The sequence below is a fragment of the Roseiflexus sp. genome, from assembly GCF_057785375.1.
On the sequence record NZ_JBYNRX010000079.1, the window covers coordinates 1 to 15,564 of the forward strand.

Genomic DNA, 15,564 nt, shown 5'->3' on the forward strand with positions numbered 1-15,564 from the left:
TCTGACGCCACAAATACCAGACAGGTTCTTCGTGACTCTTCGCGCCCTTCGTGGATCGAAACCTACAAGCACGTCTGACGCCACAAATACCAGACAGGTTCTTCGTGACTCTTCGCGCCCTTCGTGGATCGAAACCCTGGCGCCCCCGACGGGATTCGAACCCGTGATCTCCACCTTGAAAGAGTGGCGTCCTTGGCCGCTAGACGACGGGGGCGCACTGCCGCCATTATACCAGAGATTGTTCCGCGAGCAAACGCGAAACCAGGGTCTTCACGCGCGCGGCGCCGGCGTTTTCTCTTTTTCGTCCGGCTCGTTGAGGTCCTTCAGCAGGTCATCGTCGCTCAGGTTGAGCGGCACTACCTCTTCCTCCTGCGCTTCCGCTGGCTCTGCGTCATCGGCTGGTTCATCCAGCGGCGCGACAGTGGTATCGACCTGCACGACATACTTTTTGAGCGTCAACAGTTGCTTTGCCAGAAGCGGCGCCTGATCGACGGTGAGCGCCCGGCTGAGTTCGACATCCAGCAACGCCGAGGTCCCGGCGCCAGGCAGCACCGTGGCGCGTTTGACCGGCGCACCCAGGCGGGTGAGCGCGTCGAGCGCCTTCCCGACGGCGCGGTTATCATTGTGCAGGTGGATGCGGAGCCGGCTTACCGGTCCGCCGAAGTTGAGCCGCGCCTCGAACCACTCAAGGATCGTCAGCGTGAACAGGAACAGCACCGTGCCGGCAATCGCCAGCCATCCCAGCCCCGTCGCCACCGTGACGCCAATGCCGGCGCAGCCCCACAGGGTCGCAGCGGTCGTCAGACCGCGCACCGTCGTGCCGTGGCGCAGGATCGCGCCAGCCCCCATAAACCCGATCCCCGAAACCACATAACTGGCGACCCGCAGCGCATCGCGCTCGCCGGTCAGGTCGGCGAAGCCATACGCCCCCGCCATCGTCACCAGGCAGGCGCCCAATCCCACCAGAATGTGCGGGCGAAACCCGCTTGCCCGCTCGTGACTCGACCGTTCGAGACCAACCAGCCCACACAGCGCCATCGTTAGCACAAGTCGAAAGATGACGTCGAGGTTGACCGGTCCCAGCAACCGCATGAGTTCGGTGACAACATCCTGCATAACACCCTCTCCGTTCGTCTCCTCTCCGCTTCCGGGTCCGGGCGCCATGTGGCGGAATGAGCACACGGATTGACGCGGATGCAGCAGACTCACACGGGTCTGTTTGTGATGGACGTCCGCCGATCCGTGTACATCCGTCCTGATCCGTGCGAATCCGTGTTCTCCCGTGTCCTCCAGCGCAGCGCCTCACATATCGTATGATAAACGTAGATCGTGAGACAATGGCGCGATTTGGCAATATGTCACCCGCCGTTCTCCGGCAGGCGCAGCCGCCCCTCGCGCGCGTCGTACTCGAAGAGTTCGGCGTAGCGCCCCCAGTCAATCGCCGTATCGAGCGTGCGCGCCGCCTCTTCAGCCCCCATGAAATCTTCCAGTTCCGTCAGGAACCGCTCACGCGGCGCGCGATGGTCGGGCCGGGCGGCGAGCACGCGCCGGATATGCGCCGCCAGCGGCACACGATTCATCAGGTGCTCGGCAAAAAGAACCTTGCGCTCCTGAATATCGCTCCGCGCCAGTTTCACGCCTTCCGGCAACAGGGTGATGTCCCCTTCGCGGGTCTGCGCGAAGCCCAGCAACTCAGCCGCATCGGTGATGACGAAGAGATCGTCCGCATCGAGTTGCATCTCCGCCGCCAGCGCCGGCAGATCGTCGCGCCCGCGATCCGGACCGGCTTCCACCCGTTCGATCAGGCCGATGATCTGCGCCACTTCCGCTTCGGGGAGCCACATGCCCAGGCTGGCGTGATCGATCTCAGCCGCTGCGGCGCCGACAAAAGCCGCTTCCGGCGTCGTCATTGCCCGGTAGATCGTCTCGACGACGGCAATGAACGCTGGATTGTTGCGATCCCGCGGGCGCGGCAGGTCGATCCGCTGGTTGCTGATGATCCGTCCCGGATTGGAACTGAGAATGAGCACCCGGTCAGCCATCAGAACCGCCTCTTCAATGTTGTGTGTGACCATCAGAATGGCTTTGGTCGGAATGCGCCGCTCCTCCCACAGATCGAGCAGTTCGGTGCGTAGGTTCTCGGCAGTCAGCACATCGAGCGCCGAGAACGGCTCATCCATCAACAGCACGTCGGGGTTGGTCACCAGAGCGCGGGCAAACCCGACCCGCTGGCGCATACCGCCCGATAGTTCCTTCGGATATGCGCTTTCAAACCCGTCGAGACCAATCAGGTCAATCGCCTCCAACGCCCGCCGCCGCCGTTCGCCTTCCGGAACGCCCTGCGTCTCCAGTCCAAGTTCGACGTTCTCCAGCACCGTCAGCCAGGGGAAGAGCGCAAACGACTGGAAGACCATCGCCATCCCCGGCATCGGTCCGGTCACGGGCCGGTTGCGGTAGCGCACTTCGCCGCTCGACGGGGAGATCAGCCCGATCAGGCAGCGCAGCAACGTCGATTTGCCAGAGCCGGAGCGCCCCAGCAGGGCGACGATCTCACTCTCCGCCAGATCCAGATGGATGTTGTCGAGCACCAGCAGATCGTTGCCTTCCGGCGTCTTGAAGATTTTATGCAGATTGCGGGCGCTCAGGATGACTTTCCCGACGCTCGCGGTCGTCTTCTGAACAAAAGTGGTCGCCATCGAAGTTCTCCTTTCGACTAATCCAGGCGGAAGCGCGTCTCAGCCAGCATGTAGAGCCGGCGCCAGAACAGGCGGTTGAACGCCAGCACGAGCAACCCCATCACCAGCATGCCCAGCCCGACGTGCGGGTTGAACTCTCCGGTGCTCCAGTAGGCGATATAGGCGCCCAACCCGCTCAGCGTGAGGGTCGTCGCGCCCCACGACACGACCTCGGAGACGATTGAGGCGTTCCACGAGCCTCCCGATGCCGTGATACCGCCAGTGACGAACGCCGGGAAGATGGCCGGAATGATCAGTTTGCGCCACCATGCCCAACCGCGCAGCCCCAAAACCTGCGCCGCTTCTTTCAGATCGTTCGGGATGCCGACCGTGCCGGCGATGACGTTGAACAGGATGTACCACTGCGCTCCCAGGATCATCAGCGGCGCCTGGAACAGGTTCTGCGGTAACGCATATGTGGCAATCAGCGCCACCGCAACCGGGAAGAGCAGGTTGGCTGGGAACGCCGCCGCAAACTGCGCCAGCGGCTGCACAAATTGCGCCACCCGCGGGCGCAGCCCGATCCAGACGCCAATCGGCGTCCATACCAGCGTGGAGATGCCGATCCAGATCACCACGCGCATTGTCGTGAGCAAGCCGAGCCAGAGGCACTCCAGCACTTCCGACCATGCCACCTTGCCGGCTGGCGCCATCGGCACAGCGCAGGCAGCCGCCAGGTCGTCCGGCGCTCCGACGCGCTCGTTGCGCACCAACGCCGCCAGCTCTGCGCTCACCTGCGTCCCGCCAGCGGTTGCCGCACACACATCCGACAGCCAGACGGTCTGATCCGGGTTTGCCGTCACCCCAAACGCGGCGAACTGGCGGGCGATCTCCGGGTCGAGATCGGTATTCACATTCGGGTTTGCCGCCAGCACGCGCCCGTTCTCGAATCCCAGTCCCGGACCGAACATGAAGGTCGCCAGAAACCAGACGGCCCACAATGTCACGGCAATCACCATCCCGTACCAGACCCGGTCAATCGCCCAATCAATCGGCTGAGGGTCAGATTGCACCTCAACCCGCGACCCGGACGCTTCTCGAACCGGGATCGTTGGAATGCTGCGCCGAACTGCAGCGCCGACGGCGTTCAGGCTGCTGGCGAACCCCGACCGCTGTAACAGGCGCAGCATCCACGACTGCGCCACTTCCTGCGCTTCGGACTGCTCGAACTTGAACTTTTCCGACCAGGCGACGATCGGGCGGAAGATCAACTGGTCGTATATCAGAATAATGATCAGCAGCGTCAGACCGGCATAGACCATAGCGGTAATATTCGCCTGTTCAATCGCCAGGGCGATGTACGAGCCGACCCCTGGCAGGTACTGGTCATTGTCACGCCCGACCACCGCGATAACCTCCGAGGCGACGACGAAGAACCAGCCGCCCGACACCGACATCATCGTGTTCCAGATCAGCCCCGGCATGGCAAACGGCACTTCAAGCTTCCAGAACTTCTTCCAGGGTGAGAGGCGCAGCACCGCCGCAGCCTCGCGCAGTTCCCTGGGGGTTGTGATCAACGAATGGTAAAAACTAAACGCCATGTTCCAGACCTGCGAGGTGAAGATCGCAAAGATGCTGGCAGCCTCAAGCCCAAGCAGGCTGCCGCGGAACACGCCGAGAAAAATCGCGGTTGTCACCGTCAGAAAGCCTAGAATCGGCAACGACTGAAGAAAGTCCAGCGCCGGAATAATCACCATTTCGGCGCGCCGCGATTTGGCGGCGCACGTCGCAACCGTGAACGTGAAGAGCAGGCTCAACAGCACCGCCAGAAACATGCGGAACACCGTCCGCAGCCCGTAGTAAGGGAGATTGATCGGATCCAGGCTGACCGTCAGATCGGGCGTCGTGGCGACGTCGAACGGCTGAGACGCGCCCTGAAAGGCGATGGTCAGCAAGAGAATGATGACGATGATCAGCGGAACAACGACAGCATCCCACGGTGTAAGTTTGAGTCGCGGGCGCAGCACGCCAGCGTCGGGAAAGGTCGTGCGCATGGGCAGCCTCCTGACATACGAATGAAAAGCGATCTCCAGTGCTGAATTGATGGCAACCTCATCGTTGTCAAAATGCCCACTGCGGCGGCTGAGCCTGCCGAAGCCTGTGGCGGCTGAGCCGGTCGCAGCCCATGCCCGCCGCACGGCGAGCAACGTATGGTTCAGCGAACACGAGCCTGGTTGTTCAGCAACAGCGCCGCTTCCAGAATCGCCCGCGCATCGCGCTGCTCGATCCACGCCGCCCAGCGCAGCGCAATCGTTGGACCGCAGCGCGGCAGCAACCAGAGCCAGGCGCGGTCGAACATGGCGCGATCTTCAGGCAACGGCGCGCGCAGCCGCGACAGCATGCGCGCATACTGCTGCTGATGGAGGCGTTCGCGTTCAGCCATCCGCAGCAACACGATTTCGCGCTGCTCATCGGGCGCCAGGGTCGCCAGGCGCCGATAGAGCGGCACGATCACCTGATGGCGGCGCCAGGCGCGCTGCATGGCGTCGATCACCATCCAGCGCAGCGTCGCCTGGCGGGAGAAGAGCAGGTTTGCCAGCATACGCTTTTCCTCCATGCTCAGTTCGCCGATGACTACCGATCCATCAACAGGATCAACCGGGCTGATGCTTCAGGCTCTGGTTCCAGCATGCGCCCGGGCGCGGCGCGCTGCGGCGTTGCAGCGGGTTGCATCCGGCGCGCATTGACCGGCAGCAGTTTTGGCGTCGTGGGCGCCAGCGAGAGCGGGCGCAGCGTCTGCGGGCGCACGAAGGTCGCCGTCAGGCGCCCGTCTTTGTTCATCGTCCAGCGAATCGTCAGCATCGCGGGTTCCTCCTTTCGCCTTCCAGTACAGCGTTCACAAACGAGATACTGGTCTGTTGCAGGGCGCAACAAACCATGCGCACGATCAGGAGATCGGCGCCGACTGGCATCAGGTGCAGTGCAGAGCAAACCTCACCCTTCCGTCTGTCGGCGACGGACAGACGGCTGCACAGTGCACAACAGATTGTTGCCTGAAACCTGGAAGACAGCAGCGCAACGCCGGAGATGACGGATGTGCGCCGGGCACATCGGGCGCGCGCTCAACAAACAACCCTGGCGCAGCACGCTCGCCAGGGTGTCACAGAGGAAACGCAGACAACGCTACGCGACACTGGCGAGAGGAGATGCGTCCGGGAATGCTGTTGCGGCGCTGCGCCGCTGACTACGATGACCGCCTTCGTCCATCATTTCACCCCAAACAGAAACCCCCCCGGTAACGCCGGAGGGGTTGAACGCTCTCACGAACGCTCCCCCTCCGGTTGAGCTTAAGCTGTCACACAACGTAGCGGCAGCGCCGCAGTTACTTTGGCAAAGCCCTTAAGCCGAGCCTGCTGTACGCCCCTGAGCGTCTTTCGACGGGCCGGAGCAGTAACCTGTGTTTGTGTAAAGCCGCGCTTACCAGGGAGCAACTTCTCAGAACCATGGATATAATATCTCACAAATCACAGGTCGTCAAGACCCAAGTTGCCGTCCAGTTGCATGGTGCGTGCGAGTACACGGATTCGCACGGATTGAGACGGACGAACACGGATCGATCGCGTTTCACACATCCGCGCGAATCTGTCGCATCCGTGTCCATCCGTGCCCCATTATGACAACGTCTCGTTCGTTGACCGCGGCGCATACGTGTCGGGATGGTGTATCCTCTCTGTAACTGTTCCGACTACCCTCATGACAGAAACGGTTGCGCAGGGCGCGTCTTTTTTATCCCCTATGTGAACGCGCGCCCGAAAGCGCCGTGTTGCACAGCACAGACCCCCAGAACCCAACCCGCCCTTGCCGGGCGTACATGTCGAAGGAGACGCTCATGGGCCAGAAAGACGGCTTCGATCCGAACGATCCAATTGGCAATCTGCGCAAGGCTCGCGATGCAACGCTCGACGCATGGGCCAAGGCGATGATCGACCTGGTCAACACCGAGACGTTTGCACGCTGGGTCGGAGCGACGCTTGACTCGTACCTGATCGCGTCGGCGCCGTTACAGCAGTTGATCAACACCTCGATGAAGACATCGCTGGCGCGCCTGAACCTTCCGTCGCGCGAGGAACTGACCACCCTGGCGCGCCGGGTGACAAACATCGAAATGCGCCTGGACGACATCGAGATCAAACTGGATCAACTGGCGCACGCGCTGCGCACCCAGACGCCGGTGATCGTCGAGATGCTCACCGAACAACTCGAACAGAACAAGCAGGAAGGCACAGAACTCAACGGCATGGAGCAGCGCCTGGCAGCGCTCGATCACAAAGCCGATCAGATGCTGCAATTGATCGAACGACTGCAGCAGGCAGCGCTTGAGCCGGTGGATGCGTCCCAGAAGCGCCGCAAAGCGCCGCGCCAGGTTCCGCCACCCGAGCCGGCGACACCCGAAGAGGTGAAGGAAGATCACGCTATCGAAGGATTCTAGCCTCAGAATGCGGCATGTGCCGCCTGTAAGTAGTAAGGAGTAGGTCGATGACGACGTCGCCTGAAACGACGCTCTTTCCCGTAGATCCGGCGACAGTAGCGAAGAATCTGTACGCCGAAGTTGAGCGTTTGGGGAAAGCCTATGAGATGGGTGTCAAGGTCGCCACGGGCAAGCAGAAAGCGAAAGTGGCGCAGACGCCCAAAGAAGCAATTTGGACGCTGAATAAGACGACGCTGTATCACTACTACCCGCAGGCGCCGGTGGAGAAACGCAAACGTGTGCCGTTGCTGCTCGTCTTTGCGTTGATCAATAAGCCCTACATCTTCGATTTGCGCCCGGGGAATAGCTTCGTCGAGTACATGGTCCAGCAGGGGTACAGCGTCTACCTGGTCGACTGGGGCGCTCCGGGTCCGGAGGATGCGCATCTGACCTTCGACGATTATGCGCTCGAATATCTGCCGCGCGCTGTTCGTCGTATGCAGATGCACAGCGGGCAGCACGATTTCAGCATGCTCGGCTGGTGCATTGGCGCGACGCTCTCGGCGATCTATGCGGCAATGCGCCCGAACAACGGGCTGCGCAATCTGATCCTGCTGACCGCGCCGATCGATTTCTCCAACAAGGGGGCCATCGGTCCCTTCCCCAAATGGCTGAAAGAGGAATATTTCAACCTCGACGCCATTCTGGAGCAAACCGGCAATTACCCCGGCGAGATGATCGATACCGGCAGCAAACTGCTCAAGCCGGTCGAAAATCTGGTCGGTAATTACCTGCGGTTGCTCGATAACCTCGATGATCCGAAGATCGTCGAGTCGTGGCAGGCGATGAATACCTGGGTGAGCGATGGCGTGCCGTTTGCCGGCGCTGCGTACCGTCAACTGGTCGTCGATCTCTACCGCGAAAACCGGTTGATGAAGGGTACGTGGATCATGCGCGGTCGCCCGGTCAATCTGGGAGACATCAAAGCGTCATTGCTCAACATCATCGCCCGGCAGGATCACATCGTGCCGCCGTGTCAGTCGGAAACCATTCTGGATCGGGTGAGCAGCACCGATAAACACCAGATCATTATGCCTGGCGGTCATATTGGCATTATGGCTGGCAGCGGGGCGCGTCGTGGTCTGTGGCCGCAGATCGATGCCTGGCTTGCCGATCGGTCGATCTAAAACGGTTATCAGCAATGAGGAGACAAGACGATGCGCCTGAAAGATAAGGTTGCAATTGTAACCGGCGCGGGCCATGGGATCGGTAAAGCGACTGCGATTGCCTTCGCGCGCGAAGGAGCGCGCGTTGCGGTCGTCGACATCAACATGGCCGGCGCCGAAGCGACGGTGGCTGAGATTACCAGACAGGACGGGCGCGCGATCGCCGTTCAGGCCGATGTCTCTCAGGCGGCGTCGGTAGAGTCGATGGTCGAGACCGTGCTGGCATGGGGCGGCCGGATCGATGTCCTGCTCAATAATGCTGGCATCACGCGCGATGCGCGCCTGGTGAAGATGACCGAACAACAGTGGGATGCGGTGATCAACGTCAATCTCAAAGGCGTCTGGCTGTGTACGCGCGCCGTGGCGCCGCATATGACGGCGCAAGGCAGCGGGTCGATCATCAATGTCAGCTCGATCGTCGGTTTGTACGGCAACTTTGGCCAGTCGAACTATGCCGCAACTAAAGGCGGCGTTATTGCCATGACCAAGACCTGGGCGCGTGAACTTGGTCCTTCCGGCGTGCGCGTCAATGCCGTGACTCCAGGATTCATTGCAACCGAGATGATCGGCACAATCCCGGAAAAGGTGATCCAGACCGTTCAGGAACGCACGCCGCTGCGCCGCCTCGGTAAGCCGGAAGAGGTCGCTGCGGTGTACATCTTCCTTGCATCCGATGACTCGAGCTTCGTGACCGGCTCGGTCGTTCAGGTAGACGGCGGTCTGCTCTGGTAACTGCGCTCTTCTGCTGACATGTCCGTGCCGCTCTGGCAGCGACGTTGGATGGCGACATCCGGCGTCGCTGTTTTTCTGGATCGTCGGTTTGTGCTATGATTGCCGCACCGGTTTTTTCCTGAGAGCAAGGTATGGCGGATGATCTGCTCCTTGGCATCGATGTTGGGACGACCAACATCAAAGTGATCGTCTTCACCACGAGCGGCGCACCGGCGGCGTCTGCCAGCGTTGCCACTCCCACCGAACGACCACAGCCGGGATGGGCGGAACACGATCCTTACATCCTCTGGGAGTCCGTTGTCGCTGCGATCCGCCGCGCTCTGGCGGCTATTGATGATCCCCGGCGGGTGCGCGGGCTGGCAGTGGCGAGCGTCGGTGAAGCAGGCGTGCTGCTCGATGCGCGTGGCGAGCCGCTGACACCGATCATCGCCTGGTATGATCGGCGCACTGCGACCTATGTGCAGCGCTGGAATGCACACGATGACCCGCTGGAGACGTTTCGGTTGACCGGCATGCTGCCTGTGCCGATCTATGGGGTTTTCAAGCTGCAATGGCTGCGTGATTATGAGTCGGAAGGGTATGCCGCTGCAACAACCTGGCTGCATGTCGCCGATTATATTGCGTTTCGCCTGTGTGGCGCGCGCGCAACCGATTACTCCCTGGCGTCACGCAGCATGCTCTTCGATCTGCGGGCGCGCCGCTGGTCGGATGCGCTGATCGACCACGCCGGGCTGCGTGGCGATCTGCTGCCTGAACCGGTCGCCAGCGGCACGCGCATTGGCACGGTGACGGCGGCAGCGGCGGCGGAGACGGGCCTGGCGCCGGGAACCGCCGTGGGTGCCGGCGGGCACGACCATGTGTGCGGCGCGCTCGCCGCCGATGTGCGCCACGTTGGCGATTGCCTCGACTCGATGGGCACGGCGGAGGCCGCCTTCCTGCCGCTCGATGATATTCCGCTCGATGAGCGGCTGTTCATTGCCAATATGTCGTCCGGGACGCACGTCACCTTTGGCGCGCATGTGGCGCGCGACCGATACTATGCGATGGACGGATTGTTCAGCAGCGGCGCGGCGGTCGAATGGATGCGCACCCTCGTGGCGTCAGGCGCGCCGCTCGACGCAGCCGCGGCGGAAGTCGAAGCGCTGGCGGCCTCAGCGCCGCCGGGCAGCCTTGGTGTGCTGTTTCTGCCGCATCTGACCGCCGGCGAGCGCGGGGCGTTCGTCGGGTTGACCGTCAGCAGCGGGCGGGCGGCGCTGGCGCGCGCCGTCTATGAAGGTCTGGCGTTCGAGTGGCGGCACTTGCTCGACAATATCGAGGAAATGCTGGGGGTGCGCGCCAGGACGATCCGGGCGATTGGCGGCGGCACGCGCCTGCCGGTCTGGCTTGGCATCAAGGCGCATGTGCTGGGGCGACCGATCCAGGTGCTGGATATGGACGAAAGCGTTACCCTGGGCGCTGCGTTGCTTGGCGGCATTGCCGCGGGCGTGTACCGCAGCGAGGACGAAGCGGTTGGCGCAGTGCAGATGCGTGAACGAACGGTTATGCCCGATGAAACACTCCACGCACAGTACGAGCGCATCTACCGTACAGCGTTTCTGCGCCTGGCGCCAGCGCTGGCGCCGGTGCACACAGCACTCTATGAGTTGGAATAACACGATTATGTTCCATATGGCGCCGGCTGAACGCTGGGAGACGTGGCCTGCCCACGAACCATATGTTCCGGCGGAGTTTGCCGTTGATGGGTTCGTGCATTGCACCGAAGGCGCCGAACTGATGGCGCGCGTCGCCAATACGCTCTACCGTGAGATGCCGGGCGATTTCGTGCTGCTGGTCATCGATGCGGCACAATTGACTGCACCGGTGCGCTGGGAGCGTCCCTCCGGCGCAGACCTGGCGCCGCTCTTCCCGCACGTCTATGGACCAATCGATCAAGCGGCGATCATCGAGGTGCGACGCATCGAGCGTGACGCTGACGGCTCGTTTCTGCTATAATCAACGTATCATCAGGCAAGGAAATGATTATGGCTGACACACCCCGACATGCCAGAGTGCGGCGCAAGCCGGGCGACGCCGGGCCGACCGAAAAGATGCGAGAATATCTGGAGGTCATCTATTACCTGGCAGCGCGCGGAGAACCGGTTATCAGCGCGCGCCTCGCAGAATGGATGCACGTGACCCCTCCGACTGTCGCCGATATGGTGAGCCGCATGGAGGATCGCGGCTATATCGTGCGCGACGGGCGCGGCGAGATCTCGCTGACCGATGAAGGGTTTCGGCTAGCGGAGGCGATGGTGCGGCGGCACCGCATCCTGGAACGCTTCCTGGTTGATGTAATGGGAATGCAGTGGCACGAAATCCATGAGGAAGCGGTGCGCCTGGAACACGCGCTCTCGCCGCGCCTGGAAGAGCGGATTGAAGAACTGGTCGGCGATGCGACCACATGCCCGCATGGGAACCCGATCCCCGGTCGCTGCACTGTCTATGCGGGTGCGGTGCGCCTCGACCAGGCGACGCCGGAAGGCGTTTTTACGCTACGGCGCATTGCCGAAGAGGCGGAAGAAGATACCGTCCTGATCCGCTACTTGCAGAACAGCGGTCTCGTGCCGGGGGAACAGTTCGCCATTGTCGATACATCACGGGTGTATGGCGTTACTCTTCAGCGCGACGACCGACAGATCACGCTTTCGCCGCAGATTGCTGCGTACCTGTGGGGTGACGTGACGGTTACTTGATCCTGCCGAACTGACGCTCGATCTGGGTGGTGGTCAGCAGGATCATCGTCGGGCGACCGTGGGGGCAGGTGCGCGGCGATGCGCACTGCTCGAGTTGCAGCACCAGCCCACGCATCTCGTCGAACGAAAGGGTCTGCCCGGCGCGCACCGACGTGTGGCACGACAGGGTGGTCAGCATCGCTTCGCGCCAGTCGCGCGGCGTCGTTCCGCCGCGACCGCTCAGGTGATCGGCAATTTCGAGCAGCGCTGTTGCCAGATCGCCGGGATAGAGCACTGCCGGAATAGCGCGAATGCGCAGGCTCCGACCAAACGGCTCGATGGCAAACCCCCACTCCGCCAACTGATCAGCGGCAGCCAGCAGCACATCCTGCGCCGTTGGCGGCAGATCGACCACCTGCGGAATGAGCAGTTCCTGGCGTTCAACCGCGCCGGCGCCGCGCTGCGCCATCAGGCGCTCGTAGGTGATCCGCTCGTGCGCCGCATGCTGGTCGATCAGGTACATGCCGTCCGGCGACTCGGCGACGATGTAGGATTGGGCGATCTGCCCGACGATCCGCAACATTGGAAGCTTTGAGTGTTTCGTCGTCGGCGCTTCGGCAGGCTCAGCGCATCGCGCTTCGGGTAGTTCCGCCGCCTCGCGTTGCCATGCGCCGCCCTGCGAAGCGGTGAGATCGTCGAACCGCCCATCGTCGCGCCAGCCGCTCATCTGGAGCGGCGCGCTGAGATTGTCGAAGGGCGCCGCTGTGCCTGTTTCGGCGCCGGACAGCATCCAGGGCGGCGCATCCCATGCGCTTTCGTGGGATGTGCCGAGACGTCGCAGGTCAAAGCGACGTTGCGCTGTATCGAGCGACGCCGGAATGCCCGGCTCTCCCCAGGGACGCACGCCGCTCTCCAGCAGCGCTGCGCGCACCGCGCGCCCCAGCACGCTCATGACCTGCGTCGTGTTGCGGAACTTCACCTCGCTCTTGGTCGGGTGGACATTGACATCAACTGCTGCGGGGTGCACATTGATATTCAGGATCGCCATCGGATGGCGACCTTTCATCAGCAGGGCGTGATACGCTTCTTCGAGCACAATGGCGATCTGTCCGCGTGGTTGAATGGCGCGGCGATTGACAAACAGGTGAATAGCCGCGCGTGAACTGCGGGTCAGCCCGGGCGGCGATACCAACCCGGAGATATGGACGCGATCAACGCCTTCGCCGACAGTGGCATCGACCGCCAGCAACTGGCGCGCCACATCGATCCCGTACACCTCGATCGTGGCAGCGCGCAGATCGCCGTTGCCGCTGGTCTGCAACGTCGCCCGCCCGTCGATGGAGAGGCTGAAGCGCACTTCGGGATAGGCAAGCGCATACTGGGTGACGACTGACGTAATCGCGGCGGACTCGGTCGCATCGGAACGGAGGAATTCGCGCCGCACCGGCGTGTTGTAGAACAGGTTGCGCACGCTGATCGTCGTGCCTGGCGAACATCCGCGCGGCGAGATCGCCTGCACCTCGCCGCCGGCGATCCGCAGTTCGACGCCGACGCTGGCATTGACCGCACGAGTGATGCAGATCACCTGCGCCACTGCTGCAATCGACGGGAGCGCCTCGCCGCGAAAGCCAAGCGTTGCAATCGACCACAGATCATCGGCAGTAGACAGTTTCGAGGTCGCGTGGCGCGCAAATGCCAGCTCGACCTCATCGGCGGGAATGCCGCACCCATCGTCCTGCACTCGAATCTCGCGCAACCCGCCGCCGCGCGTTTCCACCACAATACGGCGCGCCCCCGCGTCGAGCGCATTTTCGACCAGTTCGCGCACCACCGAGGCTGGCCGTTCAATTACCTCGCCAGCAGCGATCTGTGCTGCAACCGTTGCATCAAGCACCCGTATCGGCATCGCGCTTCCACTTCAACATACGAACACGTATGCGAGTATTGTACCACGCTTTACCAGACCATGGAGCGGGAATCATGGCGTTGGCGTGCGCACCGGTAGCGTTAGCGGAATAGGAGTGCGGGTTGCGGTTGCGATAGGTGTTGACGGCGATGCGCCTGGCGTGGCCGTGACGGCCGGCGCCGCCGCAGGCGTCGGCGTGCTGGTAGCGACCGGAGACGAGGGTACAGTTGTGGTTGCGTCTGGTGATGCCGTCGGCACACGTGTTTCGGTCACCACAGGGACAATGACAGGCGCCTGAGTGAGCGGTTGAGTAGGAGGAGGCGTGATGGTTGGCGGTGTGTCGGTGGGTGCTGTCGTCGCCGGTATATTGGCTGGGGCGGGAGTTGCCTGACCCGGCGCCAGCACCATCGGATAGGCGACGAACAGCGTCACCAGCGCCAGCCCGGTGAACAGAACAGCAGCGAGCGTTGCGCCGATCCAGTTCATCCGGCGCGGCGCAGGGGCGTCGTGCGGCGGCGGAGCAGCGACCGGCGGCGGAGCGGGAGGAGCAACAGGCTGCGGCGCAGTGCGTTCCGTGACCGGATCGGCATCGGCTGGCGTCAGGCTGACAGTTGCCGGAAATTCGATGGTTTCCGACGCCAGCGGCGTCGGAAATTCGACAGTGGTGCGGGCGGAGTCGGACGGATCAACGACGGTTGCAGCAGCGTTGAGTTCGTCAACGTGCGCAATAATCGTCGTGATATTGTCAGTGCCGCCGCGCTCATTCGCCAGGTCAATCAACCGATCGACCGCGTCGGCGAGGGGCATCGAGCGGGCAATCTCGCCGATCTCCTCATCGCTGACCAGCCCGTGCAACCCATCGGAACAGAGCACGACCGTATCGCCGACCTGCAACGGCAGGTGGAACATGTCCACCTGCACTTCCGACTGATACCCCAGAGCGCGGGTAATGACATTGCGGTAGTAACTGGATTTTGCCTGATCGGCGGTGATGACGCCAGCCGCCACCTGCTCGCCGACGAGCGAGTGGTCGCGTGAAATCTGGCAGATATCGTCGTTACGGATCAGGTAGGCGCGACTGTCGCCGACGTTAGCGACGTGCAGCATGCCATTGTAGAACAGCGCTGCAACGCCGGTGGTGCCCATGGCGCCGCGTCCTTCGGCGTGGATGCACTCATTGGCGCGCTCGAACGCCCGGCGCAGCACATCGATACGGTCGGAAGAACTGTCGCTGTAGTAGGTGCTGAGGATGGTTTCGACACCAAGACGGCTGGCGACCTCTCCAGCGGCGTGCCCGCCCATCCCATCGCATACGACGAGCAACTCACCGTACTGATCGACCCCTGCGCCTTCGCCAATGCCAAAATCGTCCTCATTATGATCCCGCGTTTTGCCGACGTCTGTGCGAGCGCTATGGCGCAGTTTCATAGGCTCCTCCGTCAGGAGGCATCCATTAGTGACGCAAAAGTATACCATGATCGCTGATCAGGTGCAACCTCCGCCGCGTCCGGGTGCAATCTTGATGGGGCGGGAAACCTCGTCTCGTTGTGGGCTGAGGACGCGGTTCGACCGTGCTCACTGCAAGGGAAGCCCTGCTGGGACTGCTGATGACGATGCGCGCTCATGCTGCCGGTCGTTCCGGGCATCAGAATGCCGGTACGGGCGAGGCGGCGCCGCGTCCTGACGCCCCCTTCTCTCCTCGTGGGAGAAGGGGATCGGGGGGAAGAGGGGAAAAACGGTCATTGGGACGGCAAAAACGCACTTCGCATCCACGAGAGCGATCAACCGGATGTTGCACAATCATTGACCGTCCTGCGGCAGACGTTGGCTGAGCCTGTCGAAGCCA

13 protein-coding genes, 1 tRNA gene and 1 riboswitch are annotated in these 15,564 nt (G+C 62.4%); of the genes, 6 read left to right on the forward strand and 8 right to left on the reverse strand.

Going from position 1 to position 15,564, the window contains the following annotated elements:
- Positions 1 to 137: 137 nt before the first annotated feature.
- The 6 genes from AC3EA7_RS13790 to AC3EA7_RS13815 form a co-directional block, all read right to left on the reverse strand.
- Positions 138 to 214, reverse strand: a tRNA-Glu gene (locus AC3EA7_RS13790).
- 56 nt (positions 215 to 270) lie between these two features.
- Complete coding sequence (locus AC3EA7_RS13795) at positions 271 to 1,116, reverse strand: MgtC/SapB family protein (RefSeq protein ID WP_488614640.1); 846 nt, start codon at positions 1,114 to 1,116, stop codon at positions 271 to 273.
- A 242-nt stretch (positions 1,117 to 1,358) separates the two neighbouring features.
- On the reverse strand, positions 1,359 to 2,696 hold the full coding sequence (locus AC3EA7_RS13800; protein ID WP_488614641.1) for an ABC transporter ATP-binding protein: 1,338 nt from the start codon (positions 2,694 to 2,696) through the stop codon (positions 1,359 to 1,361).
- Positions 2,697 to 2,713: 17 nt separating this feature from the next.
- Positions 2,714 to 4,729 carry an ABC transporter permease gene (locus AC3EA7_RS13805; protein WP_488614642.1) on the reverse strand — a complete coding sequence of 672 codons (2,016 nt, stop codon included), beginning with the start codon at positions 4,727 to 4,729 and terminating at the stop codon, positions 2,714 to 2,716.
- A gap of 161 nt (positions 4,730 to 4,890) precedes the next feature.
- Positions 4,891 to 5,277, reverse strand: coding sequence for a ferritin family protein (locus AC3EA7_RS13810; RefSeq protein WP_488614643.1), 387 nt, complete (start codon positions 5,275 to 5,277; stop codon positions 4,891 to 4,893).
- Between the two features lie 32 nt (positions 5,278 to 5,309).
- On the reverse strand, positions 5,310 to 5,537 hold the full coding sequence (locus AC3EA7_RS13815) for a hypothetical protein (RefSeq protein WP_488614644.1): 228 nt from the start codon (positions 5,535 to 5,537) through the stop codon (positions 5,310 to 5,312).
- A gap of 463 nt (positions 5,538 to 6,000) precedes the next feature.
- Positions 6,001 to 6,167: riboswitch (M-box (ykoK) riboswitch) on the reverse strand.
- 397 nt (positions 6,168 to 6,564) lie between these two features.
- On the opposite strand from AC3EA7_RS13815, the gene AC3EA7_RS13820 reads away from it, so the two are divergent.
- The 6 genes from AC3EA7_RS13820 (at position 6,565) to AC3EA7_RS13845 (ending at position 11,833) form a co-directional block, all read left to right on the forward strand.
- Positions 6,565 to 7,164, forward strand: a complete 600-nt coding sequence (locus AC3EA7_RS13820) for a hypothetical protein (RefSeq protein ID WP_488614645.1) — start codon at positions 6,565 to 6,567, stop codon at positions 7,162 to 7,164.
- Between the two features lie 47 nt (positions 7,165 to 7,211).
- On the forward strand, positions 7,212 to 8,330 hold the full coding sequence (locus tag AC3EA7_RS13825; protein ID WP_488614646.1) for a PHA/PHB synthase family protein: 1,119 nt from the start codon (positions 7,212 to 7,214) through the stop codon (positions 8,328 to 8,330).
- A 30-nt stretch (positions 8,331 to 8,360) separates the two neighbouring features.
- Positions 8,361 to 9,101 (forward strand): 3-oxoacyl-ACP reductase FabG, encoded by a 741-nt coding sequence (gene fabG, locus AC3EA7_RS13830; protein WP_488614647.1) that lies wholly within the window; start codon positions 8,361 to 8,363, stop codon positions 9,099 to 9,101.
- A 131-nt stretch (positions 9,102 to 9,232) separates the two neighbouring features.
- On the forward strand, positions 9,233 to 10,753 hold the full coding sequence (locus tag AC3EA7_RS13835) for an FGGY-family carbohydrate kinase (RefSeq protein WP_488614648.1): 1,521 nt from the start codon (positions 9,233 to 9,235) through the stop codon (positions 10,751 to 10,753).
- Positions 10,740 to 11,093: a DUF952 domain-containing protein gene (locus tag AC3EA7_RS13840; RefSeq protein WP_488614649.1), complete on the forward strand. Its 354-nt coding sequence runs from the start codon at positions 10,740 to 10,742 to the stop codon at positions 11,091 to 11,093. The genes AC3EA7_RS13835 and AC3EA7_RS13840 overlap by 14 nt, the downstream gene beginning before the upstream one ends.
- A gap of 29 nt (positions 11,094 to 11,122) precedes the next feature.
- Entirely contained in the window at positions 11,123 to 11,833 is a 711-nt protein-coding gene (locus AC3EA7_RS13845) for a metal-dependent transcriptional regulator (RefSeq protein ID WP_488614650.1), read from the forward strand.
- Here the strand turns inward: AC3EA7_RS13845 and mutL are convergent.
- Together mutL and AC3EA7_RS13855 are read right to left on the reverse strand one after the other, a co-directional pair.
- Positions 11,826 to 13,718 carry a DNA mismatch repair endonuclease MutL gene (gene mutL, locus AC3EA7_RS13850; protein WP_488614651.1) on the reverse strand — a complete coding sequence of 631 codons (1,893 nt, stop codon included), beginning with the start codon at positions 13,716 to 13,718 and terminating at the stop codon, positions 11,826 to 11,828. The genes AC3EA7_RS13845 and mutL overlap by 8 nt on opposite strands.
- 72 nt (positions 13,719 to 13,790) lie before the next feature.
- Positions 13,791 to 15,146: a Stp1/IreP family PP2C-type Ser/Thr phosphatase gene (locus AC3EA7_RS13855; RefSeq protein ID WP_488614652.1), complete on the reverse strand. Its 1,356-nt coding sequence runs from the start codon at positions 15,144 to 15,146 to the stop codon at positions 13,791 to 13,793.
- Positions 15,147 to 15,564: the final 418 nt, after the last annotated feature.